The 23,284-nt window shown below is 62.5% G+C and carries 23 protein-coding genes and 1 riboswitch; of the genes, 3 read left to right on the top strand and 20 right to left on the bottom strand.

Annotated features, from left to right (window positions below):
• Positions 1–195 precede the first annotated feature (195 nt).
• From NKG99_RS23200 to NKG99_RS23105, 20 genes are all read right to left on the bottom strand, one after another.
• Positions 196–480 (bottom strand): DUF1467 family protein, encoded by a 285-nt coding sequence (locus NKG99_RS23200; protein WP_352870980.1) that lies wholly within the window; start codon positions 478–480, stop codon positions 196–198.
• The gene (gene mce / locus NKG99_RS23195; RefSeq protein ID WP_352870979.1) at positions 477–881 is read right to left on the bottom strand and encodes a methylmalonyl-CoA epimerase; all 405 of its coding nucleotides are present in this window, start codon (positions 879–881) and stop codon (positions 477–479) included. Before mce ends, NKG99_RS23200 begins: the two co-directional genes overlap by 4 nt.
• 83 nt (positions 882–964) lie before the next feature.
• Positions 965–2,635: a ribonuclease J gene (locus tag NKG99_RS23190; RefSeq protein ID WP_352870978.1), complete on the bottom strand. Its 1,671-nt coding sequence runs from the start codon at positions 2,633–2,635 to the stop codon at positions 965–967.
• Between the two features lie 118 nt (positions 2,636–2,753).
• Positions 2,754–3,575 carry a biotin--[acetyl-CoA-carboxylase] ligase gene (locus NKG99_RS23185; RefSeq protein ID WP_352870977.1) on the bottom strand — a complete coding sequence of 274 codons (822 nt, stop codon included), beginning with the start codon at positions 3,573–3,575 and terminating at the stop codon, positions 2,754–2,756.
• A gap of 5 nt (positions 3,576–3,580) precedes the next feature.
• On the bottom strand, positions 3,581–5,017 hold the full coding sequence (gene nuoN / locus NKG99_RS23180) for an NADH-quinone oxidoreductase subunit NuoN (protein ID WP_352870976.1): 1,437 nt from the start codon (positions 5,015–5,017) through the stop codon (positions 3,581–3,583).
• Positions 5,018–5,035: 18 nt separating this feature from the next.
• Positions 5,036–6,541 carry an NADH-quinone oxidoreductase subunit M gene (locus NKG99_RS23175; RefSeq protein WP_352870974.1) on the bottom strand — a complete coding sequence of 502 codons (1,506 nt, stop codon included), beginning with the start codon at positions 6,539–6,541 and terminating at the stop codon, positions 5,036–5,038.
• The gene (gene nuoL, locus NKG99_RS23170) at positions 6,541–8,514 is read right to left on the bottom strand and encodes an NADH-quinone oxidoreductase subunit L (protein WP_352870973.1); all 1,974 of its coding nucleotides are present in this window, start codon (positions 8,512–8,514) and stop codon (positions 6,541–6,543) included. The genes NKG99_RS23175 and nuoL overlap by 1 nt, the downstream gene beginning before the upstream one ends.
• 10 nt (positions 8,515–8,524) lie before the next feature.
• A complete protein-coding gene (gene nuoK, locus NKG99_RS23165) occupies positions 8,525–8,833 on the bottom strand; it encodes an NADH-quinone oxidoreductase subunit NuoK (RefSeq protein WP_019858930.1) in 309 nt (102 codons plus the stop codon).
• A gap of 1 nt (position 8,834) precedes the next feature.
• On the bottom strand, positions 8,835–9,455 hold the full coding sequence (locus NKG99_RS23160) for an NADH-quinone oxidoreductase subunit J (protein ID WP_352727724.1): 621 nt from the start codon (positions 9,453–9,455) through the stop codon (positions 8,835–8,837).
• Between the two features lie 236 nt (positions 9,456–9,691).
• Positions 9,692–10,183 (bottom strand): NADH-quinone oxidoreductase subunit NuoI, encoded by a 492-nt coding sequence (gene nuoI / locus NKG99_RS23155; RefSeq protein WP_023812382.1) that lies wholly within the window; start codon positions 10,181–10,183, stop codon positions 9,692–9,694.
• A complete protein-coding gene (gene nuoH / locus NKG99_RS23150; protein ID WP_352870971.1) occupies positions 10,183–11,226 on the bottom strand; it encodes an NADH-quinone oxidoreductase subunit NuoH in 1,044 nt (347 codons plus the stop codon). The genes nuoI and nuoH overlap by 1 nt, the downstream gene beginning before the upstream one ends.
• Before the next feature lie 2 nt (positions 11,227–11,228).
• On the bottom strand, positions 11,229–13,310 hold the full coding sequence (nuoG, locus tag NKG99_RS23145) for an NADH-quinone oxidoreductase subunit NuoG (RefSeq protein WP_352870969.1): 2,082 nt from the start codon (positions 13,308–13,310) through the stop codon (positions 11,229–11,231).
• Positions 13,311–13,383: 73 nt separating this feature from the next.
• Positions 13,384–14,076, bottom strand: coding sequence for a helix-hairpin-helix domain-containing protein (locus NKG99_RS23140; RefSeq protein WP_352870968.1), 693 nt, complete (start codon positions 14,074–14,076; stop codon positions 13,384–13,386).
• Positions 14,077–14,199: 123 nt separating this feature from the next.
• Complete coding sequence (nuoF, locus tag NKG99_RS23135; RefSeq protein ID WP_352870966.1) at positions 14,200–15,504, bottom strand: NADH-quinone oxidoreductase subunit NuoF; 1,305 nt, start codon at positions 15,502–15,504, stop codon at positions 14,200–14,202.
• Between the two features lie 10 nt (positions 15,505–15,514).
• Positions 15,515–16,804 (bottom strand): NADH-quinone oxidoreductase subunit E, encoded by a 1,290-nt coding sequence (locus tag NKG99_RS23130; protein ID WP_352870965.1) that lies wholly within the window; start codon positions 16,802–16,804, stop codon positions 15,515–15,517.
• The gene (locus NKG99_RS23125) at positions 16,804–17,994 is read right to left on the bottom strand and encodes an NADH-quinone oxidoreductase subunit D (RefSeq protein WP_352870964.1); all 1,191 of its coding nucleotides are present in this window, start codon (positions 17,992–17,994) and stop codon (positions 16,804–16,806) included. The genes NKG99_RS23130 and NKG99_RS23125 overlap by 1 nt, the downstream gene beginning before the upstream one ends.
• Positions 17,995–18,042: 48 nt before the next feature.
• Positions 18,043–18,432, bottom strand: coding sequence for a four helix bundle protein (locus tag NKG99_RS23120; protein ID WP_352870963.1), 390 nt, complete (start codon positions 18,430–18,432; stop codon positions 18,043–18,045).
• A gap of 28 nt (positions 18,433–18,460) precedes the next feature.
• Positions 18,461–19,063 (bottom strand): NADH-quinone oxidoreductase subunit C, encoded by a 603-nt coding sequence (locus tag NKG99_RS23115; RefSeq protein WP_352870962.1) that lies wholly within the window; start codon positions 19,061–19,063, stop codon positions 18,461–18,463.
• A 4-nt stretch (positions 19,064–19,067) separates the two neighbouring features.
• Positions 19,068–19,649, bottom strand: a complete 582-nt coding sequence (locus tag NKG99_RS23110) for a NuoB/complex I 20 kDa subunit family protein (protein WP_352870961.1) — start codon at positions 19,647–19,649, stop codon at positions 19,068–19,070.
• Entirely contained in the window at positions 19,640–20,005 is a 366-nt protein-coding gene (locus NKG99_RS23105) for an NADH-quinone oxidoreductase subunit A (RefSeq protein WP_010910112.1), read from the bottom strand. The genes NKG99_RS23110 and NKG99_RS23105 overlap by 10 nt, the downstream gene beginning before the upstream one ends.
• Positions 20,006–20,324: 319 nt before the next feature.
• Here NKG99_RS23105 and NKG99_RS23100 point away from each other — a divergent pair, with 319 nt between their 5' ends.
• From NKG99_RS23100 to cobW, 3 genes are all read left to right on the top strand, one after another.
• A complete protein-coding gene (locus tag NKG99_RS23100) occupies positions 20,325–21,524 on the top strand; it encodes a winged helix-turn-helix domain-containing protein (protein WP_352870960.1) in 1,200 nt (399 codons plus the stop codon).
• Positions 21,525–21,555: 31 nt separating this feature from the next.
• A riboswitch (cobalamin riboswitch) is annotated at positions 21,556–21,759 on the top strand.
• A 38-nt stretch (positions 21,760–21,797) separates the two neighbouring features.
• A complete protein-coding gene (locus NKG99_RS23095; protein ID WP_352870958.1) occupies positions 21,798–22,232 on the top strand; it encodes a DUF1636 family protein in 435 nt (144 codons plus the stop codon).
• The gene (gene cobW, locus NKG99_RS23090; RefSeq protein ID WP_352870956.1) at positions 22,229–23,266 is read left to right on the top strand and encodes a cobalamin biosynthesis protein CobW; all 1,038 of its coding nucleotides are present in this window, start codon (positions 22,229–22,231) and stop codon (positions 23,264–23,266) included. The genes NKG99_RS23095 and cobW overlap by 4 nt, the downstream gene beginning before the upstream one ends.
• Positions 23,267–23,284: the final 18 nt, after the last annotated feature.

Here is a 23,284-nt window from a genome sequence, read left to right as displayed (position 1 = left end):
AACCGGAAACAGATCGGACGCGTTTAAATTGCAAGGCCTTGTGCCTTGCATTTTTTTTGTGCAATCATCCGCTTAGCGCAACGAGTTGCCAAACTACCTTACCTTGCGGCAGCACTCGCGCAGCCGCAAAGGACACGGCATTCCTGTTCGGAACGCGCACGATTCCGACTGATAAAAACGCCCTTGCGGGACGGTCTATTTGGTTGGGGTTTGGTTGAATTCCGGCACGATGTGCGGGATGTCGTCGAGGCTGTATCCCAGCCCGTGCGTCAAGCCATAAAAAATGCCCATGAGAACGCCCGTGGCGATGGTGGTGCGGATCACGGCGCGCAGCATATGGGGGCCGCGCGGCGCGCTCGGAACCGTGCCCAGCGTCACATCATGATCGTCATCCTGCGTCTTCACGCTGAACGGCAGCACGGCAAACAGCACCACCCACCAGGTCGCGAAAAACAGGGCGGTGAACGAAACCCAGCTCATGATTGCTCCAGTTCGATCAGCGTGCCGAAGAAATCCTTCGGATGCAGGAACAGCACCGGCTTGCCGTGGGCGCCGATCTTCGGGTTGCCGTCGCCCAGCACGCGGGCGCCGGCAGCCTTGAGTTGGTCACGCGCGGCGAGGATGTCGTCGACCTCGTAGCAAAGATGATGCATGCCGCCGGAAGGGTTCTTCTCCAGGAAGGCGGCGATCGGCGACCCCTCGCCCAAGGGCTCCAGAAGTTCGATCTTGGTGTTGCCGACATTGACGAACACCACGGTGACGCCATGCTCCGGCAGCGCCCGCGGCTCCGTCACGTCCGCGCCAAGCGTGTTGCGATAGACGGCGACGGCGGCAGCCAGATCCGGCACGGCAAGCGCGACATGGTTCAGACGTCCGAGCATAGGGTGCTCCGTGGAAATGGTGAATGGTGAACCCAATCTCGATCACCACAGGACGTCGATCACTATTCACTATTCACTATTCACTACCTAGTCACAAACACCGTCACCAGCGGCTTCTTGCCCCAGGCTTCGTTGGCGGCGCCGCGCACGGCGCGCCGGACTGCTTCCTGCACAAGATCGAGGTCTTTTCGGCGCTGACGGGGGATCGAGTCCACCGCGCCGATTGCCGCATCGATCATCAGGTCCTCGAGCGTCTCACCACGGCCATCGGCCTCGGCGACGCCGATGGCGACCAGGTCGGGATCACCGGCCAGCTCATATTTGTCGTCGAGCACGACATTGACCGCGACATGGCCGGCAAAGGACAGTTTGCGCCGGTCGCGGATGCCCATCGCCTGGTCGGTGCCGATCAATCTGCCGTCCTTGTAGACGCGGCCGAACGGCACCTGGTCGATAATGGTGGCGGGGCCGGGAGCAAGCCTGAGCATGTCGCCGTCGCGCACCTGCGCCACCTGGCCGATGCCAGACGTCGACATCAGCGATCCCTGCGCCACCAGATGCGCCGCCTCGCCATGCACGGGAACGCCGATCTGTGGGCGCACCCATTCATACATCTTGCGCAATTCGCTGCGCCGCGGATGGCCGGAGACATGCACCAGCGCGTCGCCGTCCTCGATGATCTTGATGCCGAGGTCGATGAGGCGGTTCTTGATCTCGAGGATCGCCTTCTCGTTGCCCGGAATGGTGCGCGAGGAAAACACCACCGTGTCGCCGGCCGTAAATGATACCGATTTCATCTCGTCGCGCGACAGCTTGGCCAATGCGGCAAGTGGCTCACCCTGGCTGCCGGTGCAGATGATGACGAGGTTCTCGCGCGGAATGAAACCAAAATCCTCCTCGGCGATGAACTCCGGCAGCCCATCCATGTAGCCGAGTTCGCCAGCCACATCGATCACCCGCTTCAGCGAGCGGCCGAGCACCAGGCACTGGCGGCCGGCATCGCGCGCCGCCCTGGCGATGGAGACGATGCGTCCGACATTGGAGGAAAACGTGGTGACGGCGACACGGCCCTTGGCGGCCTGGATGACGCCTTTCAGTCCTTCGCCGACGGCCACTTCCGAAGGCGACTCGCCTTCCCGCAGCGCGTTGGTCGAATCGCAGATCAGCGCCAGAACGCCCTTGTCGCCATAGGCGCGGAAACGCGCCTCGTCGGTCTTCGGCCCGATCGTCGGCTCCGGATCGATCTTCCAGTCACCGGTGTGGATGACGGTGCCGGCCGGCGAGGTGATTGCCAGCGACATTGGCTCGGGAATGGAGTGCGCGACCGGAATGGCTTCGATCTCGAACGGACCGACGGTGAATTTCTCGCCTGCTCTGTAGATCGTCACCGGTATTTTCGGTGCGCCCTGCTCGCCTTGCCGCTTGGCTTCGAGCAAGCCGGCGCTGAACGGCGTCATCCAGACCGGCGCCTTCAGCTTCGGCCAGGTGTCGAGCAGCGCGCCATAGTGGTCTTCATGCGCATGGGTGATGACGATGCCGCGCAGATTGGCAAGGTTCTCCTCGATGAAGCGCGTATCGGGCAAGATCAGATCGACGCCCGGATGCGCGGCATCGGGGAAGGTCACACCGACATCGATGATGATCCACTCGCGCGCAGTGGGCGGACCGTAGCCGTAAAGAGCGAAGTTCATACCGATCTCGCCAACGCCGCCGAGCGGCACGAAGACGAGTTCGGCGTTTTCCGCTTTCGCCATGATTTTTCCCTTCCTGGTCCTCAGACCAAGTCCATAAAGCAATTCCAGGAAAAGTCTCTAACGGTTTTCCCACAGGAATTGCATGAAAACAAACACTTAGAGCCGTTAGCGAACGGCTCTAAACGCGGGCAGACGCGACCGCGCCGAAATGCACGTCGCCGGCGGCGATCGTCAGAACCGAACCTTCATCGTCGCGGATCACGAAACGGCAGTCCTCGTCAATGGTTTCAAACACCCCACGCACCACACTACCGTCAATTCTGACAGCAACCTGCTCGCCGAGCCCCGCCGCGCGAGCCAACCAGCGTCGCCTGACGGCCGCAAGTCCGCGGCCTTCGTCCCACAAGCGGGCATTCTCGCTCCAGGCATCCGACAGCGCCAGGAACAGTGTTTCCGCATCGCATGTCGCGCCCAGCGCGTTGAGTGATGTTGCCGGATAAGGCAAATCCTCGGGGTATGCCACCACATTCACGCCGATGCCGACCGCCACCGCGAAACGGCCGCCGTCCAGGATCGCCGATTCCAGCAGGATGCCGGCCAGCTTGGCGCCCGAGGCAAGCACGTCGTTCGGCCATTTCAGCTCGAAACGGTTCTTTCCCTCATTGCCGCCGTCGAGGCCGATGGCGATCCGCCCCTTCGGCACCACGGCATCGAGCGCATCGGCCAGCGCCAGCCCGGCGACGAAGCCCAGCGTTGCGGCAAGGCGAAGCTCGGCACTGGTGATGACGAGCAGCGTCGCCGCCAGATTGCCTTCCGGCGTCGCCCAGACGCGCCCGCGCCGCCCACGCCCGCTTTCCTGCCTTTTGGAAACGATCCACAGCCTGCCCGGATCGCCCGCCCTTGCATGGTCCAGCGCCAGCGCATTGGTTGAGCCGACGCTGTCATGCGCTTCGAGCCGGAACCCTTCCGACGCCGAGGTTGGAGCCAGCCGAAATACCATGCCGTCTAGAAAAACGTCTTGGCGGCGGCTTCGGCATAGGTGCCGATCGGTCCGCCGATCAGCACATAGAACAGCACGAAGGCGCCAGAGATGCCGAGGACGACACGCAATTCGCTCGCCATCGGCACGAAGCCGCCAACCGGTTCGTCGAACCACATGATCTTGATGATGCGCAGGTAATAATAGGCGCCCACGACAGAGGCCAGCACACCGATGATCGCCAGCGCGTAGAGATTGGCATTGATGGCGGCGAGGAAGACGTACCATTTCCCCCAGAAGCCGGCGAGCGGCGGGATGCCGGCAAGCGAGAACATCAGGATGGTCAGGATCGTCGCCATGATCGGATTGGTCGACGACAGGCCGGCCAGATCGCTGATCTGCTCGACATTGCCTTCCTTGCGCCGCATGGCGAGAATGAAGGCGAAGGTGCCGAGCGTCATCACCAGATAGATCAGCATATAGATGGCAACGCCGCGCACGCCGGCCTGGCTGTTGGCGGCAAGGCCGACCAGCGCGTAGCCCATATGGCCGATCGAGGAATAAGCCATCAGCCGCTTGATGTTGGTCTGGCCGATCGCGGCGAAAGCGCCGAGCGCCATCGAAGCGATCGAAATGAAGACGATGATCTGCTGCCAGTCGGCGGCGATCGGCTTGAACGCGCCCATGGTGACGCGCACGATCAGCGCCATCGCCGCCATCTTCGGTGCCGCCGCCAGGAAGGCCGTCACCGGTGTCGGGGCGCCCTCATAGACGTCGGGCGTCCACATGTGGAACGGCACCGCCGAGATCTTGAAGGCAAGGCCGGCCAGCACGAAGACGAGACCGAAGACAAGGCCAAGCTGGCGCTCGCCGCCGCCCAGCGCCGAAGCGATCTCCTGGAAGCCGGTATTGCCGGTGTAGCCGTAGACCAGGCTGATGCCGTAGAGCAGCATGCCCGACGACAGCGCGCCGAGGACGAAATATTTGAGGCCGGCTTCGGTCGAACGCAGATTGTCGCGATTGATCGCACACAGCACGTAGATCGCCAGCGACTGCAGCTCAAGGCCGAGATAGAGCCCGATCATGCCGTTGGCGGAGATCATCAGCATCATGCCGAGCGTGCAGAGCAGGATCAGCACCGGATATTCGAACTTGTCGAACCGTTCCGCCTTGGCAAAGCGCATCGACATAACCAGCGTCACCGCCGAGCCGACCAGCGCCAGCACTTTCATGAAGCGGGCGAAGGTATCCTGGATGAAGGCATTGCCGTAGGCGCTGCCCTGCACGGTATGGAAGATCAGCCAGGCGCCTGATATCACCAGCACGGCGACCGCAAGGCCGGTCACCGTGTTGGCGGTGTTGGCGCGCGAATAAGCCCCGACCATCAGCAGCGCCAGGGCGCCGACGGCGAGGATCAATTCTGGCGTCGAGAGCGACAGGCTGGAAAGAAGGTCCGGCGTCATGTTTCGCAAAACCTCTGGTCAGTTCGCCGCCGCGGTCTGCGCGGCGCCGATGGATGCAGTGACATTGGTGACGAGCGACTTGACCGATTCGGCCGTCGCGTCGAAGACGGGCGCGGGATAGACGCCGAAGAAGATGACCAGCACGACCAGCGGGTAAATGATTACCCTCTCGCGCGGCGACAGATCCAGCAGGTTCTTCAGGCTGTCCTTGGTCAGCGCGCCGAAGATCACCCGGCGATAGAGCCAGAGCGCGTAGGCGGCCGACAGGATGACGCCGGTGGCGGCGAAGAACGCCACCCAGGTGTTGACCCGGAATACACCGAGCATGGTCAGGAACTCGCCGACGAAGCCGCTGGTGCCGGGCAGGCCGACATTGGCCATGGTGAAGATCATGAACACGGTGGCGTATTTCGGCATGTTGTTGACCAGGCCGCCATAGGCGTCGATCTCACGCGTGTGCATGCGGTCGTAGATGACGCCGACGCACAGGAACAGCGCGCCGGAGACGAGGCCGTGGCTGAGCATCTGGAAGATGGCGCCCTGCACGCCTTCCTGGTTCATGGCGAAGATGCCCATGGTGACGAAGCCCATATGGGCGACCGACGAATAAGCGATCAGCTTCTTCATGTCCTCCTGCATCAGCGCCACCAGCGAGGTGTAGATGATGGCGACGACGGACAGTGTGAACACCAGCGGCGCGAACATCTCGGACGCCAGCGGGAACATCGGCAAGGAGAAACGCAGGAAGCCGTACCCGCCCATCTTCAACAGGATGGCGGCCAGGATGACCGACCCTGCGGTTGGTGCCTCGACGTGCGCGTCCGGCAACCAGGTGTGCACCGGCCACATCGGCATCTTCACCGCGAAGGAGGCGAAGAAGGCGAGCCATAGCCATGTCTGCATGTTGGCGGGGAAATTGTGCGTCAACAGCGTCGGGATGTCGGTCGTGCCGGACTGATAGAACATCGCCATGATGGCGAGCAGCATCAGCACCGAGCCGGCCAGCGTGTAGAGGAAGAACTTGAACGAGGCGTAGACGCGCCGCTTGCCGCCCCAGACGCCGATGATGATGAACATCGGGATCAGGCCGGCTTCGAAGAAAACGTAGAACAGCACGATATCGAGCGCGCAGAACACGCCGATCATCAATGTTTCGAGCAGCAGGAAGGCGATCATGTAGGCCTTGACGCGCTTCTCGATCGATTCCCACGACGCCAGGATGCAGAGCGGCATCAGGAAGGTCGTCAGGATGACGAACAGCATCGAGATGCCGTCGACGCCCATATGGTAGGAAATGCCGGAGTCGAGCCAGGCAACCTTCTCGACGAACTGGAAGCCGGACTGCGAATTGTCGAAGCCGGTCCAGATGAACAGCGAGATGACGAACGTGAACGTCGTCGTCAACAGCGCGATGGCGCGGATGTTGCGGCGCGCGCTTTCACTGTCATCGTTGATGAACAGGATGAGCAGCACACCAACCAGCGGGAGGAAGGTGACCAGCGAGAGGATTGGCCAGGCGGTCATCAGAGCATCATCCAGGTGACGAGTGCGGCAACGCCGATCAGCATGGCGAAGGCATAGTGGTAGAGGTAGCCGGTCTGCAGCTTGACGACGCGGTTGGTGACATCGACGACGCGCGCCGAGATGCCATCCGGACCAAGGCCGTCAATGACGGTGCCGTCGCCGGTCTTCCACAGGAAATGGCCAAGGCGCTTGGCGGGTCGCACGAACAGGAAATCGTAGAGCTCGTCGAAATACCACTTGTTGAGCAGGAAGGCGTAGAGCCCGCGATGATGGGCCGCCAGATTGACGGGCATTTCGGGCGAGCGGATGTAGAATTTCCAGGCCACCGCGAAGCCGATCAGCATGGCGATGAAGGGCGACAGTTCGACCCACAGCGGCAATTCGTGGATCTCGTGCAATATGTGGTTGTCCGGCAGCGTGAACAGCGACGCCTTCCAGAACTCGGCATAGCCCTCGCCTATGAAGGCGCCATGGAAGATGATGCCGGCAAACAGCGCGCCCGCGGCCAGGATGAACAGCGGCACCAGCATCACCGGCGGCGATTCATGGACGTGGTGCATCACCTCATGACTCGCCCGCGGCTGGCCGTGGAACGTCATGAAGATCAGCCGCCAGGAGTAGAAGGAGGTGAAGCAGGCGGCGATGACCAAAAGCACGAACGCCATGCCGGCAACCGGATTGTGGCTGGCAAACGCGCTCTCGATGATGGCGTCCTTGGAGAAGAAGCCGGCGGTGCCGATGACCGTCACCGGGATGCCGACGCCGGTCAGCGCCAGCGTGCCGATCACCATCATCCAGTAAGTGGTCGGGATCAGCTGCCGCAAGCCGCCCATCTTGCGCATGTCCTGCTCGTCGGAGACGGCATGGATGACCGAGCCCGAGCCGAGGAACAGCAGCGCCTTGAAGAAGGCATGCGTGAACAGATGGAAGATCGCCGCGCCATAGGCGCCGACGCCGAGCGCCACGAACATGTAGCCGAGCTGCGAACAGGTCGAATAGGCGATGACGCGCTTGATGTCGTTCTGCACGAGGCCGACCGTCGCCGCGAAAAAGGCGGTGAAGGCGCCGATGAAGGTGACGACCATTAGCGCCGAATGCGACAGTTCGAACAGCGGTGACAGACGCGCCAGCATGAATACGCCCGCCGTCACCATGGTGGCGGCATGGATCAGTGCGGAAACCGGCGTCGGGCCTTCCATGGCGTCCGGCAGCCAGGTGTGCAGCGGCACCTGCGCCGACTTGCCCATGGCACCCATGAACAAGAGCAGGCAGACGACCGTCATGGCCGCCTGCTTGTCCAGCGCATAGCCAAGGAAAGTCAGGACGGCGGCGCCCTGTGGCGCGCCTTCGGCCGGAATGAACGTCGCCGCATTGGCGAAGATGGTGCCGAGATTGACCGAGCCGAACAGCACGAACAAGCCGAAGATGCCGAGCGCGAAGCCGAAATCGCCGACGCGGTTGACGACGAAGGCCTTGATCGCCGCGGCATTGGCCGATGGCTTCTTGTACCAGAAGCCGATCAGCAGGTAGGATGCGAGGCCGACCCCTTCCCAGCCGAAGAACATCTGCACCAGATTGTCCGCCGTCACCAGCATCAGCATGGCGAAGGTGAACAGCGACAGGTAGGCGAAGAAACGCGGCCGGTTCGGATCGTGGTGCATGTAGCCGATCGAATAGATGTGGACCAGCGCCGACACCGTGTTGACCACCACCAGCATCACCACCGTCAGCGTGTCGATGCGCAGCGCCCAGGACGCTTCCAGCCCACCCGACTGGATCCAGCGCAGCACCGGCACGGTGAACACCTCGCCATGGCCGAAACCGACGGTGAAGAAGGCGACCCACGACAGCACGGCCGCGATCACCAGGAAGCCGGAGGTGATGTATTCGGACGCCTTGGCGCCGAGCGACGTGCCGAACAGGCCGACGATCAGGAAGCCGAGCAGGGGAAGGAAGACGATGGCCTGATACATGGTGGTTCCGTCAACCCTTCATCATGTTCACGTCTTCGACCGCGATCGAGCCGCGGTTGCGGAAGAAGACGACGAGAATGGCAAGTCCGATGGCGGCCTCGGCCGCCGCGACTGTCAGCACGAACAGTGCAAACACCTGGCCGACCAGATCACCAAGTGCTGCCGAAAAGGCGACGAAATTGATGTTGACCGCAAGCAGGATCAGCTCGACCGACATCAGGATGACGATGACGTTCTTGCGGTTCAGGAAGATGCCGAACACGCCGAGCGTGAACAGGATCGCCGATACGGTCAGGTAATGTGCGATGCCGACAACCATCTCAGAGCCCCTCGCCTGTCTTGACCTTGCGGATTTCCATGCCCGTCGCCGGCGTACGGCCGACCTGGGCCGCGATCGACTGCCGCTTGATGCCTGGTTTATGGCGCAGCGTCAGCACGATGGCGCCGATCATGGCGACGAGCAGGATGAGGCCCGAAATCTGGAAGTAGTAGAGGTAGTCGGTATAGAGGATGTCGCCGAGTGCGGCCGTATTTGTCCGCGCGGCGAGATCCGGGATGGGTTTCGAGACCGTCGAGGCGAGCTGCGGCGCGAATGTATAGCCGCCGAGCACGACGATCAGCTCCGCCGCCAGGATCAGCCCGACCATCGCGCCGATCGGCGCATACTGAAGAGCGCCTTCCTTCATCTCGGCGAAATCGACGTCGAGCATCATGACGACGAACAGGAACAGCACCATGACCGCGCCGACATAGACGACGAGCAGGATCATCGCCAGGAACTCGGCCCCGGTCAGCATGAACAGGCCGGCGGCGTTGAAGAAGGTCAGGATCAGGAACAGCACCGAATGCACGGGGTTGCGCGACGAAATGACCATGAACGCCGACGCCACCGCGACAAAGGCGAAGAGGTAGAAAAAGGCCGCCTCTAGTCCACTCAGCATTGGGGTTCCCCAAGGTTCCTGTCAAAACAGGACGCTCGTCCTGTTTCGATTTTTTGCCACCGCCTCCGGTCGGCAAGTTGCGTGTTCCTAGCCCATGTTCCGATCGGGTTGAAAGACCCGATCGAAAGAAACATGGGCCACTCTGGATTCCGGAGGACGATCTGGTCCGAAAAAGTCTGCAACTTTTCGGGATCATCCTCTGGACGAGGCCCCTCGCCCCGTCCATGCGTCAAATATCAGCGGTAAGGCGAGTCCAGCGAGATGTTGCGCGCCAGTTCGCGCTCCCACCGGTCGCCATTCGCCAGCAGCTTGTCCTTGTCGTAGTAGAGTTCTTCGCGCGTCTCCGTCGCAAATTCGAAATTCGGCCCCTCGACGATGGCGTCGACCGGGCAGGCTTCCTGGCAGAAGCCGCAATAGATGCACTTCACCATGTCGATGTCGTAACGCACGGTGCGGCGTGTGCCGTCATTGCGGCGCGGACCGGCCTCGATGGTAATGGCCTGCGCCGGGCAGATCGCCTCGCACAGCTTGCAGGCGATGCAGCGTTCCTCGCCATTGGGATAGCGGCGCAACGCATGCTCGCCACGAAAGCGCGGGCTGGTCGGCCCCTTCTCGTGCGGATAGTTGATCGTCTCCTTCGGCGCGAAGAACTGGCGCATCGACAGGAAGAAGGCGCTGACGAAATCCTGCAGCAGCAGCGATTTTGCGGCTTGGGAAAGAGCGGACATCACGCAAACCCCGTGATCTTGAGGAAGGCGGCTGTGGCGACCACCATGAACAGCGAGATCGGCAGGAACACCTTCCAGCCGAGCCGCATCAGCTGGTCGTAGCGATAGCGCGGCACGAAGGCCTTCACCATGGAGATGCCGAAGAACACGAAGCAGACCTTCAGCACGAACCAGATGACACCCGGCACCCAGGTGAACGGCGCGAAGTCGAAGGGCGGCAGCCAGCCGCCGAGGAACAGGATGGTGGCCAGCGCGCACATCAGCACGATGGCGACATACTCGCCGAGGAAGAACAGCAGGAACGGCGTCGACGAGTACTCGACCATATGACCGGCGACCAGCTCCGATTCGGCTTCCACCAGGTCGAAAGGCGGACGGTTCGTCTCGGCCAGTGCCGAGATGAAGAAGATGATGAACATCGGGAACAGTGCCAGCCAGTTCCAATCGAGGAAGGTGTTGGGCAGGCCAAGCCGCGTACCAAGCCCGTCATGCTGCGACAGCACGATTTCGGACAGGTTGAGCGAGCCGGCGGTGAGCAGCACGGTGACGATGACGAAGCCGATCGAGACTTCGTAGGACACCATCTGCGCAGCCGAGCGCAACGCGCCGAGGAACGGATATTTCGAGTTCGACGCCCAGCCGCCCATGATCACGCCATAGACCTCGAGCGAGGAAATGGCGAAGACATAGAGGATGCCGACATTGACGTTGGCGATCGCCCAGCCCTGGCTGACCGGAATGACCGCCCAGGCCGAGATCGCCAGCACGGCCGAGACCAGCGGCGCCAGCAGGAAGACGCCCTTGTTGGCGCCTGACGGGATCACCGGTTCCTTGAAGACGAATTTCAGCAGATCGGCGAAAGCCTGCAGCGTGCCCCAGGGACCGACGACATTCGGGCCGCGGCGCAGTTGCACCGCCGCCCAGATCTTGCGGTCGGCGTAGAGGATGTAGGCGACGAAGATCAACAGCACGACGATCAGCACGACCGACTTCAAGAGGATCAGCAGCGCCGGCAGCACGTAGAAGGAGAAAAAAGTGTCCATGCTTATTCCGCCGCCTGCTTGAAGCCGCTCTTGGCCAGCGCCGAGCATTCCGCCATCACGGCCGATGCCCGCGCGATCGGGTTGGTCAGGTAGAAATCCTTGACCGGCGAGGTGAAGGTGCCCTTGTTCAGGCGCCCGCCGAGCTTCGCCACTTTGCCGATGTCCTCGGCATTGCCGGCCGCGACCTGATCGATGCGGGCCAGATGCGGGTATTCGCCATAGAGCTTGGCACGCAGCTGCGGCAGCGAATCGAACGGCAGTTTCTTGCCCAGCACATCCGATAGTGCCCGCAGGATAGCCCAGTCCTCGCGGGCATCGCCCGGCGCGAAGCCGGCGCGGTTGGTCTGCTGCACGCGGCCTTCGGTGTTGACATAGGTGGCCGACTTTTCCGTGTAGGCCGCCGCCGGAAGGATGACATTGGCGCGGTGCGCGCCCTGGTCGCCATGCGTGCCGATATAGACGACGAAGGCGCCGCCGGTCTTGGCCATGTCGATCTCGTCGGCGCCGAGCAGGAACAGCAGCTCCATGTCGCCCAGCATGCCGGCGACATTCTTGCCGCCCTCGCCCGGCACGAATCCGAGATCGAGACCGCCGACGCGTCCGGCCGCATTGTGCAGTACGGCAAAGCCGTTCCAGTCCGCGCGAGCAGCGTTCACGGCGGTGGCCAGTTTTGCCGCCTGGCCGAGCACGGCCGCGCCGTCGGATCGCGCCAGCGCGCCCTGGCCGACGATAACAAGCGGATGTGTAGCCTTCTTCAGCACCTGGAAGAACTTGCCGTTGCCGTCCGCCAAATCCTTCAGCGAATCCGGTCCGGCGCCCAGCTGTTCGTAGTCGTAGCGCGTGTCGCCGACATCGCCGATGACACCGACCGGCAGATTGCCGATCCGCCAGCGCTTGCGGATGCGGGTGTTGAGCACCGAGGCTTCATAGCGCGGGTTGGCGCCGATGATCAGCACCGCATCCGCCTGCTCGATGCCTTCAATGGTCGGGTTGAAGATATAGCTCGCACGGCCAAGCGCCGGATCGAGTGCGGCACCATCCTGGCGGCAATCGACATTTTTTGAGCCGAGCGAGGCCATCAGCAGCTTCAGTGCATAGATTTCCTCGACCGCGGCGAGATCGCCTGAAATGGCGCCGATCTTCTCGGGAGCGGTCTTCGACACCTCGTCCTTGATCGCGGCGAACGCCTCGGCCCAGCTTGCCGGAACCAGCTTGCCGTCCTTGCGCACATAGGGGCGGTCGAGGCGCTGCGTGCGCAGGCCGTCCCAGATGAAGCGGGTCTTGTCGGAAATCCACTCCTCGTTCACCGCTTCGTTGACGCGCGGCAGGATGCGCATCACTTCGCGGCCCCGGCTGTCGACGCGGATCGCCGAGCCGACCGCGTCCATCACGTCGATGGATTCGGTCTTGGTCAGTTCCCACGGCCGCGCCTGGAAGGCGAAGGGTTTTGAGGTCAGCGCGCCAACCGGGCAAAGATCGATGACATTGCCCTGCAGCTCGGAAGTCATCGCGCTTTCGAGATAGGTGGTGATCTCGGCATCCTCGCCACGGCCGATCAGGCCGAGTTCGGAAATGCCGGCGACTTCCGTGGTGAAGCGGACGCAGCGCGTGCAGTGGATGCAGCGGTTCATCACCGTCTTGACCAGCGGTCCGATATACTTGTCTTCGACCGCACGCTTGTTCTCGTGATAGCGCGAGGAATCGACGCCGAAGGCCATCGCCTGGTCCTGCAGGTCGCATTCGCCTCCCTGGTCGCAGATTGGGCAATCCAGCGGATGGTTGATCAGCAGGAACTCCATGACGCCTTCCCTGGCCTTCTTGACCATCGGCGTGTTGGTGAAGATTTCCGGCGGCTCGCCATTCGGGCCGGGGCGCAGGTCGCGCACGCCCATGGCACAGGAAGCCTGAGGCTTGGGCGGTCCGCCCTTCACCTCGATCAGGCACATCCGGCAATTGCCGGCGATCGACAGCCGCTCATGGAAGCAGAAGCGCGGCACTTCCGCGCCAGCGTCTTCCGCCGCCTGCAGCAGCGTGTAGTGGTCGGGTACAGTGATCTCTTTCCCGTCGACCTTGAGCTTTGCCATTCGCCTCAAACCTCTGCGGAGTGCCCGCAATCTCTTTTTCCGGACATGGTCGAGACCACACCGGGCATTTCATTCAATTCTTGACGGCGAGCGCCGCCGCTTGGGCCGTCCAGTCGTCGCGGCCGATACGGCCGCCGAGCGACAGATAGTCCTCGACCCAGGCAACCTCTTGCGGCGTCCATGCCGCGATCTGGTCATACGTCCAGATGCCCAGGCCGTTGAGAACCTTTTCCAGCTTGGGACCGATACCCGATATGGCCTTGAGATCCGCCGGTTTCGCCGGCTTTTCCATCGCCCTGGGCTGCCTGAAATCCTCTGGCATCAGCACATCGGCGGCGTCGCCGGCCGCCGGGACGGCATTCGCCGCCGGCACTGCAGATACGGCTTCCTTCGCGGCAATATCGGTGACTTCCTGGGCAAAGGACTGCGCCTCGGCGATCATGGTTTTCGCCGTCGCGCGCGCCTTGGTGGAGGACGGGCTCGGATCGTCGAACCGCGCGACGCGCGCCTCGAAATCATCGACGATCGGCTGCAGCAACCGTTGCGAGGCTTCGGCCGCTCCCGAAAGCGCGCCCAGCCAGACGCCGAACGCGTGATTGGCGAACCCGAGGCCAAGCGCCGACATCGCCGCCGCACCCGCCACGGGATGCACGAAAAGGTTGACGGCGCTGGCCATCTCTTTCGGCATCATCCTGGTCAGATCCTGGTTCATTTTCTCGAACTGGTCCAAATTGGGCATTGGATTGGGTGTCGAATACGGCGCCATAGAGTTCTCCTGGTCGTTTTTCGTTCGCCCGCCCCGGTTGTCTCAAATCGGGCACTCGCCCGTATTTCAAATCGGGCCTTCGCCCGTATCTCGCTTCGGGCTTTCGCCCGCATTCAAAATCTTCTATTCGGCCGCTACCATCACCGGTTCTGCCCGGTGCGCGTTGCGGGAAAACTCGTCGATGCGCCGCTCCACCTCGCCGCGGAAATGCCGCATCAGGCCCTGGATCGGCCATGCCGCCGCGTCGCCCAGCGCGCAGATCGTGTGGCCCTCCACCTGCTTGGTCACGTCGAGCAGCATGTCGATCTCGCGCTTCTGCGCCTCGCCGCGCACCAGTCGCTCCATCACCCGCCACATCCAGCCGGTGCCTTCGCGGCACGGCGTGCACTGGCCGCAGCTCTCATGCTTGTAGAAATAGGAAAGCCGCGCGATCGCCTTCACGATATCGGTCGACTTGTCCATGACGATGACAGCCGCCGTGCCGAGGCCGGATTTAAGGTCGCGCAATGCGTCGAAGTCCATCGATGTGTCGATGATCTGCGCTGCCGGCACCAGCGGCACCGAAGCACCGCCCGGGATGACCGCCAAAAGATTGTCCCAGCCGCCGCGAATACCGCCGCAATGCGTCTCGATCAGTTCGCGGAACGGGATCGACATCGCCTCTTCGACCGTGCACGGATTGTTGACGTGGCCGGAGATGCAAAACAGCTTGGTGCCGACATTGTTGGGCCGCCCGAAGGACGAGAACCAGGCTGCACCGCGGCGCAGGATGGTCGGCGCAACGGCGATCGATTCGACATTGTTGACAGTGGTCGGGCAGCCATAGAGGCCGACATTGGCGGGGAATGGCGGCTTCAGCCTGGGCTGGCCCTTCTTGCCCTCGAGGCTTTCGAGGAGTGCTGTCTCCTCGCCGCAGATATAGGCGCCGGCGCCATGGTGCATGTAGATTTCGAAATCATAGCCGGAGGTGTTGTTCTTGCCGATCAGCTTGGCCTCATAGGCCTCGTCGATCGCCCGCTGCAGCGCCTCGCGCTCACGGACGAACTCGCCGCGTACATAGATGTAGGCGGCGATCGCGCCCATGGCGAAGCCGGCGAGGAATGCGCCCTCGACCAGCGTGTGCGGGTCATTGCGCAGGATGTCGCGGTCCTTGCAGGTGCCGGGCTCGGATTCATCGGCGTTGATGACCAGATAGCTCGGCCGGCCGTCGCTCTGCTTGGGCATGAACGACCATTTGAGGCCCGTCGGGAAACCGGCGCCGCCGCGGCCGCGCAGGCCCGACGCCTTCATCTCGTTGACGATCCAGTCGCGTCCCTTGGCGACGATGCCGGGCGTGTTGTCCCAAGCGCCGCGCGCCATCGCGCCGGCCAGCGACTTGTCGAACAGGCCGTAGATGTTGGTGAAGATGCGGTCTTTGTCCTGAAGCATTTTTCGTCCCTCAGACCGGCTTCTTGCCGAAGACGCGGATGTATTCGGCGACGCCGCCCTTGGCGAGCGCCTTGGCCTGCTTGACCCAGTCGTCGCGGTCGATGCGGCCCTGGAAGGAGAGATAGCCGTCCACCCACTCGCGCTCCGCTTTCTTCAACGAAGCGACCTGGGCGAAGGTGAAGATGCCCAGCGAATGCAGGATGCCTTCGATCTTCGGCCCGACGCCGGAAATCAGCTTGAGGTCATCGACCAGCGCCGGCCTGTCGATACCGGCCGGACGGTTCTTGTCCTCGAGCGACGGTTTGGCCGGCTTGGCCGCCTTCGCGGCTGGCACCTTGACTTCCGGCGATTTGAAGGCAGAAGCCGGCTCGGCCTTGTTCTTGGGGCCACTGCGCTGCTTGGAAACCTGCTCGACCTCGGGGTCCGCCTTGTTGGCATTGGCGGCCGAATGCAACGGTGCCGAAACGCTCGCCGCCTTTTCAACGGCCGGCGCCACCTTGACCGGCGAAGGCGATTTCAGCGCAGGGCTGGTCTCCGGCGCATCGGTTTTCGGCTTGCTGGCCTTCGAAGGCCCAACCGGAGCGGCAGCCGCTATTGGTGCGACCGTGGCGATGATCGCATCAGGCGCCGCCTGGGCGGCCTTGGTCGCGGCCTTGGCTTCCCTGTCGCGGGTCGACTTGAGGATCGCCTTTTCACTCTTCAAGGTTGTGAGGCCGGAGGCCGGCTCCGAGCCGGTGCGGCCGTTCTGCGGCCCCGTTGGCACCGAGGCGCCCTTGCCGGCGCCGTAGAGATCGATGATCTCGGCCAGCCGTTCCGGAGTGAGGTCTTCGAAAGTGTCCTTGAAGATCATCACCATCGGCGCGTTGACGCAGGCGCCGAGGCATTCGACCTCTTCCCACGACAAGGTGCCCTTGTCGTTGGTGTGGAACTGGTCGTGGTGGATCTTCGACCGGCAGACATCCATCAGCGCTTCCGAGCCGCGCAGCATGCAGGGCGTTGTGCCGCAGACCTGGATATGCGCGCGGGTACCGACCGGATTCAGCTGGTACTGCGTGTAGAAGGTCGCGACCTCGAGCCCGCGGATCCGGGGCATGCCGAGCATGTCGGAAATCGTCTCGATCGCCGCCTTGGTCACCCAGCCTTCCTGCTCCTGTGCTATCATCAGCAATGGAATGATGGCCGACTGTTCGCGGCCCTTCGGGTACTTCTTGATCCATTGCTTCGCCGCTGCCGCGTTCGCCCGGTTGAAGGCGAAGGAGACTGGCTGGACGCTGGCTTCTGCGAGACGGCGGACTGACATTAGCGATCGACCTCACCAAACACGATGTCGAGGGAGCCGAGAACGGCGGTGACGTCGGCCAGCATGTGGCCACGACAGAGGAAATCCATCGCTTGCAGATGCGCAAAACCAGGCGCGCGCAGCTTGCAGCGGTAGGGCTTGTTGGAGCCGTCGGAGACCAGATAGACGCCGAATTCGCCCTTCGGCGCCTCGACCGCCGCATAGACCTCGCCGGCCGGCACGCGATAACCCTCGGTGTAGAGCTTGAAGTGATGGATCAGCGCTTCCATCGAGCGCTTCATCGCCTGGCGCTTGGGCGGCACCACCTTGCCGTCGAGGTTCGACACCGGGCCGGCGCTTTCCTTGCCGAGCAGAAGATCGACGCACTGGCGCATGATCTTCGCCGACTGGCGCATCTCTTCCATGCGCACGAGGTAACGGTCGAAGCAGTCACCATTCTTGCCGATCGGGATGTCGAAATCCATTTCCGAATAGCACTCATAGGGTTGCGACTTGCGCAGGTCCCAGGGCGCGCCCGAGCCGCGCACCATGACGCCGGAAAAGCCCCAGGCCCAGGCGTCGGCCAATGTGACGATGCCGATATCGACATTGCGCTGCTTGAAGATGCGGTTGCCGGTCAGCAACTGATCGAGGTCGTCGATCGACTTGAGGAACGGGTCGATCCACTTGCCGATATCCTCGACCAGCTTTTGCGGCAGGTCCTGGTGGACACCGCCGGGACGGAAATAGGCGGCATGCATGCGCGAGCCGGAGGCGCGCTCATAGAACACCATCAGCTTTTCGCGCTCGACAAACCCCCACAGCGGCGGCGTCAGCGCACCGACATCCATCGCCTGCGTCGTCACATTGAGGATGTGCGACATGATGCGGCCGATTTCGCAATAGAGCACGCGGATCAGCTGCCCGCGCTTTGGCACGTCGATGCCGAGCAGGCGCTCAGCGGCCAGCGCGAAGGCGTGCTCCTGGTTCATCGGCGCGCAATAGTCGAGCCGGTCCAGATAGGGGATCGCCTGCAGATAGGTCTTGGCCTCGATCAGCTTTTCCGTGCCGCGATGCAAGAGCCCGATATGCGGATCGACGCGGTCGACGACTTCGCCGTCAAGTTCGAGAACCAACCTCAAAACACCATGCGCTGCAGGGTGTTGAGGTCCAAAGTTGATGTTAAAATTGCGGACGGAGGTCTCAGCCATGGATCGCCCTTGGCGATGAGTGAATGGTGAATGGTGAATGGTGAATGGTCATGCGCGTGCCCCATCCTGGTCCAGCGACCGAACGAACGAAACCAGCCTCTTGCCGAGCTTTGTGTAGCTCGGTTCCAGCTTCGCTGCCTGCTCCTGGGACAACAACCCGATCCGTATGCAAAGCATGGTATGTGTTTCCAGTTCCTTCAAGGAACCTTGTGCGATGCGAAGAAACTGAATGAACGTTCGTCGCTGTGCGCGACCAAACCCTTCCGCTATATTCGCCGGGATTGAGACTGCGCAGCGTCGCATCTGGGATGTGATTCCATACAATTCCTCGCGCGGAAACCCGCGCGTCAAAACATAGATTTCCTCGGCGATATCCATCGCCTCTTTCCAGACGATGAGATCGCGATAATCGCGTATAGCTTCCGGCGTCTTGTCCATTCACCATTGACTATTCACCATTCACCATTCACTGCTTCGCTTTTTCGTCCCCGGGAAGAACGTAATCAGTTCCCTCCCATGGGCTCAAAAAGTCAAAGTTCCTGAATTCCTGCTTCAATTCCACAGGCTCGTAGATGACGCGCTTGGCTTCGTCGTCATAGCGCACTTCGACAAAGCCGGTCAGCGGGAAATCCTTGCGCAGCGGATGGCCTTCGAAACCGTAATCGGTCAACAGGCGGCGCAGATCGGGATGGCCGGAGAATAGCACGCCGTAGAGATCGTAGGCCTCGCGCTCGAACCAGTCGGCGCCGGGGAACACGCCGGTGATCGACGGCACCATGGTTTCCTCGTCGGCCTGCACCTTGACGCGGATGCGTACGTTCTGCTTCGGCGACAAGAGATGGTAGACGACGTCGAAGCGCTTGGCCCGCGACGGATAGTCGGCGCCGCAGACGTCGATGATCGAGATGAACTGGCAGCGCGCATCGTCGCGCAGGAAGGTCATCACCTCGACCAGATCGCGCGGCTCGACGTGAATGGTAAGCTCGCCATAGGCGATATCAGCGTCATTCACGCGGTCGATCAGCTTCTCGCCGAGATAGGTCGACAGTTCACTCAGGGATGCGGTCATGGATTTACCGTTCGATCGTGCCGGTGCGGCGGATCTTCTTCTGCAAGAGAAGAATGCCGTAAAGCAGCGCTTCGGCGCTCGGCGGGCAGCCGGGCACATAAATGTCGACCGGCACGATGCGGTCGCAGCCGCGCACCACCGAATAGGAATAGTGGTAGTAGCCGCCGCCATTGGCGCAGGAGCCCATCGAGATGACGTAGCGCGGCTCGGGCATCTGGTCGTAGACCTTGCGCAGCGCCGGCGCCATCTTGTTGGTCAGTGTGCCGGCAACGATCATGATGTCGGACTGGCGCGGAGACGCGCGCGGCGCGACACCGAAGCGCTCGCTGTCATAGCGCGGCATCGAAGTGTGGATCATCTCGACCGCGCAGCAGGCAAGACCGAAGGTCATGAACATCAGCGAACCGCTGCGCGCCCACGTGATCAGTGCCTCGGTCGAGGTGACGAGAAAGCCCTTGTCGGCCAGCTCATTGTTGATCTCGAGGAAGAAGGGATCGTCCGCCCCTACCGGCTGGCCGGTATTAGGATCGATGATACCTTTGGGCTTCGGCGCGACGAGGGTGCCTGAACTATCGTTCAATCCCATTCCAGCGCTCCTTTTTTCCATTCATAGGCAAAGCCGATGGTCAGCACCGCCAAAAACACCATCATCGACCAGAAGCCGAGCATGCCGATCTTCGAGAACGACACAGCCCACGGAAACAGGAAGGCCACTTCCAGGTCGAAGATGATGAACAGGATCGACACCAGGTAGAAGCGGATGTCGAATTTCATGCGGGCGTCATCGAACGAGTTGAAACCGCACTCGTAGGCGGAGAGCTTTTCGGGATCGGGATTGCGGTAGGCCACCAGGAAGGGCGCGGCCAGCAGCGCCAGGCCGACAACCAGCGCCACGCCGATGAACAGGACGATGGGCAGGTATGAGCTCAAGAGTGCGTTCATGCTCGGCTTTCCGTTGGCGCCAATCCACGTTGATTACAGCACCGGACCCTAATGCGGAAGCGTGACAGTTTAACCGCTGAACCGTTTTAAGGGCCTATGCTGCAACGCGGCGAGGGTTAGCGCAGCACTTCCAGCGAAGCAAGTCAAACCTTGTTCAAAACACCGACCTGGACGGCATATCGCGGCAAACTGGTCCGATCCCCTCTTGTTTGATTTCCTTCGCTTTTTACTCCACTTTTCTCTCCTGACATGGTTGCCGCCAAAACCCTGCTAGCATCGGCCGGAATCACCCCTCAATCGCCCTCAGAGTGACGCCTGCATGAAGGAAAAGATTTCGCTCCCCATGGCCCGGCGCATCGCGCTTGCCGCCCAAGGGTTTCTCGATCCCCGCCCAATCGGCACCCCGAACCGCCGGCACTTCGCCCGGGTACTGGCCCGCACCGGCCTGCTGCAGATCGATTCCGTCAGCGCGGTGGTGCGCGCCCATTATATGCCACTCTATTCGCGCCTTGGCCCCTACCCGCTCGCTCTGCTCGACAACGCGGCTGTGACGCGCAAGCGCACGGTGTTCGAATACTGGGCGCACGAGGCTTCCTTCCTGCCGGTCGAGACATACCCGCTGATGCGCTGGCGCATGGAACGGGCCGAGCGCGGCGATGAGATGTATCTGGGCCTCGCCAAATGGGGCCGCGAACATGCCGCCTATATCGAAGAGATCTACCGCCAGGTCGCCGATCGCGGCCCGATCGCCGCTTCCGCGCTCGAAGGCCAGAAGGGCTCGGGCGGCTGGTGGGGCTGGAGCCACTCCAAGCATGCCTTCGAATGGCTGTTCTGGGCCGGGCGCATCACCACTGCGCACCGTCGCGGTTTCGAACGCTTCTATGATCTGCCCGAGCGTGTGCTGCCGCAGGCGATCCTCGATCTGCCGGTGCCGGCCGCCGAGGACGCGCACCGCGAATTGCTGCGCATTTCGGCCCGCGCCCACGGCATCGCGACATCAGGCGATTTGCGCGACTACTTTCGGCTGTCGCCGGCGGACATGAAGGGCCGGCTGGAGGAACTGGTCGAAACAGGCGAGCTTTTGCCGGTGCGTGTCGAAGGCTGGGACAAGCCGGCTTATCTTCACCGGGACGCTCGCCTGCCGCGCAAGGTCGAGGCCCGAGCCTTGCTGGCGCCGTTCGATCCGGTCGTCTTCGAGCGGTCGCGCACCGAGCGTCTCTTCGACTTCCACTACCGCATCGAGATCTACACGCCGGCCGACAAGCGACAATACGGCTATTACGTCCTGCCGTTCCTGCTCGGCGACAGGATCGTGGCGCGCGTCGATCTCAAGGCCGACCGGCCGGCCGGCGTGCTGCGCGTCCACGCCGCCTACGCCGAGCCCAACGCGCCGCCGCGGACCGCCGTCGAACTGTTCGAGGAATTGAAGCAGATGCAGGGCTGGCTCGGCCTCGAACACATCGAAGTGACGTCCGCCGGTGACTTGGGTCCGGCGTTGGCCGACCTAACCGTGTCGTAAGCTCGCGTTGACACCGCTACCCGCAAAAGCCTAAATCCCGGTCGAGACGGTCTCTTCTCTTCAACGAGAGGAGCCAAGAGGGAATGCGGTGAGGGATATCTGTCCCAAATCCGCGGCTGTCCCCGCAACTGTAAGCGAAGAGCCAAGGCCGAAAGCCACTGGGATGGTCCCGGGAAGGCGGCTACCAAGGCGATGACCCGCGAGCCAGGAGACCTGCCGTCCGCGACTTTAGAATCCGATCGCCCGGCGGGTTTCCGGGCAAGGAGCCGATCTTTGGACCACGACAGCAGTTTTTCGGCTGGCACAGCGGATGTTTCGTCCGGGCACGATGATGCGTTGGCCGGCGTCACCGTGATCGTCTGCGCCTCCTGTCGCGACGAGACCGGCTCCGACGCCCATCCTCGCGCTGGCGAACTGCTGGCGGACGACACGCGCCGCGCCGCATCTGGCGACAACATTCGTGTCCGCGGCGTTGAATGCCTCGGCAATTGCAAGCGACGTCTCAGCGCCGCCATCCTGCGCGACGGCTGCTGGAGCTATGTCTTCGGTGACCTGACCGCGACCAGCGGCGCCGACCTCGTTACCGGCGCCAAGCTCTTCGCCACCTCGACCGACGGCCTGATCCCGTGGCGCGGCCGTCCCGACAGCCTGAAGCGCGGCCTCGTTGCCCGCATCCCTCCCCTCGACATGCTGAAGGACTTGAAATGACCGTTTCCGTCTCCCGTGTTCCCTGCACCGTCGTCACCGGCTTTCTCGGCGCCGGCAAGACGACGCTGGTCCGCCATCTCCTGGAAAACGCCGGCGGCAAGCGTATTGCCATCATCGTCAACGAATTCGGCGACATCGGCATCGATGGCGAGATCCTTAAGGGCTGTGGCATCGATACCTGCCCGGAGGAAAACATCGTCGAACTGGCCAATGGCTGCATCTGCTGCACCGTCGCCGACGACTTCGTCCCGGCGCTCGACCAGATCCTGGCGCTGACGCCGAGGATCGACCACATCCTGATCGAGACCTCGGGCCTGGCGCTGCCCAAGCCGCTGGTCCAGGCTTTCCAGTGGCCAAGCGTGAAGAGCCGCGTCACCGTCGATGGTGTGATCGCCGTGGTCGACGGCCCGGCGCTGGCCGACGGCCGCGTCGCCAACGACATGGATGCCTTGCAGGCGCAGCGCACCCAGGATGAGACGCTCGATCACGACGATCCGGTCGAGGAGGTGTTCGAGCACCAGATCGCCTGCGCCGACCTGATCATCCTGTCGAAGAGCGACCTGATGGACGCAGCCGGCACCGCCCGCGCCAATGCCATCATCAACGAACACTCCGCTCGCGCGGTGAAGATCGTGCCGACGTCGCACGGCAAGGTCGATCCCTCGGTGCTGCTCGGCCTCGGTCTGGCCGTCGAGGATGACATCGAAAACCGCAAGTCCCATCACGACGGCGCATTCGACCATGAGCATGACGACTTCGACACGTTCATCGTCGACATTGCCTCGATCGCCAATCCCGATGAACTGGCAAAGCGCGTCGCCACCGCCGCCGAGGAAGAGAACGTGCTGCGCATAAAGGGCTTCGTCGAGGTCGGCGGCAAGCCGATGCGGCTGCTGCTGCAGGCCGTCGGGCCGCGCGTCAACCACTATTATGACCGCGCCTGGACCGCCACGGACGACCGCCGCTCGCGCCTCGTCGTCATTGGCCTCAAGGGGCTGAACCGCCCGGCTATCGAGCGTATACTCGCCGGCTGATTTCGGACACGGGTCGCG

This window comes from Mesorhizobium sp. M1409, from assembly GCF_040317535.1.
Taxonomy (GTDB): domain Bacteria; phylum Pseudomonadota; class Alphaproteobacteria; order Rhizobiales; family Rhizobiaceae; genus Mesorhizobium.
This window is presented reverse-complemented; position numbering and strand designations above follow the sequence as displayed.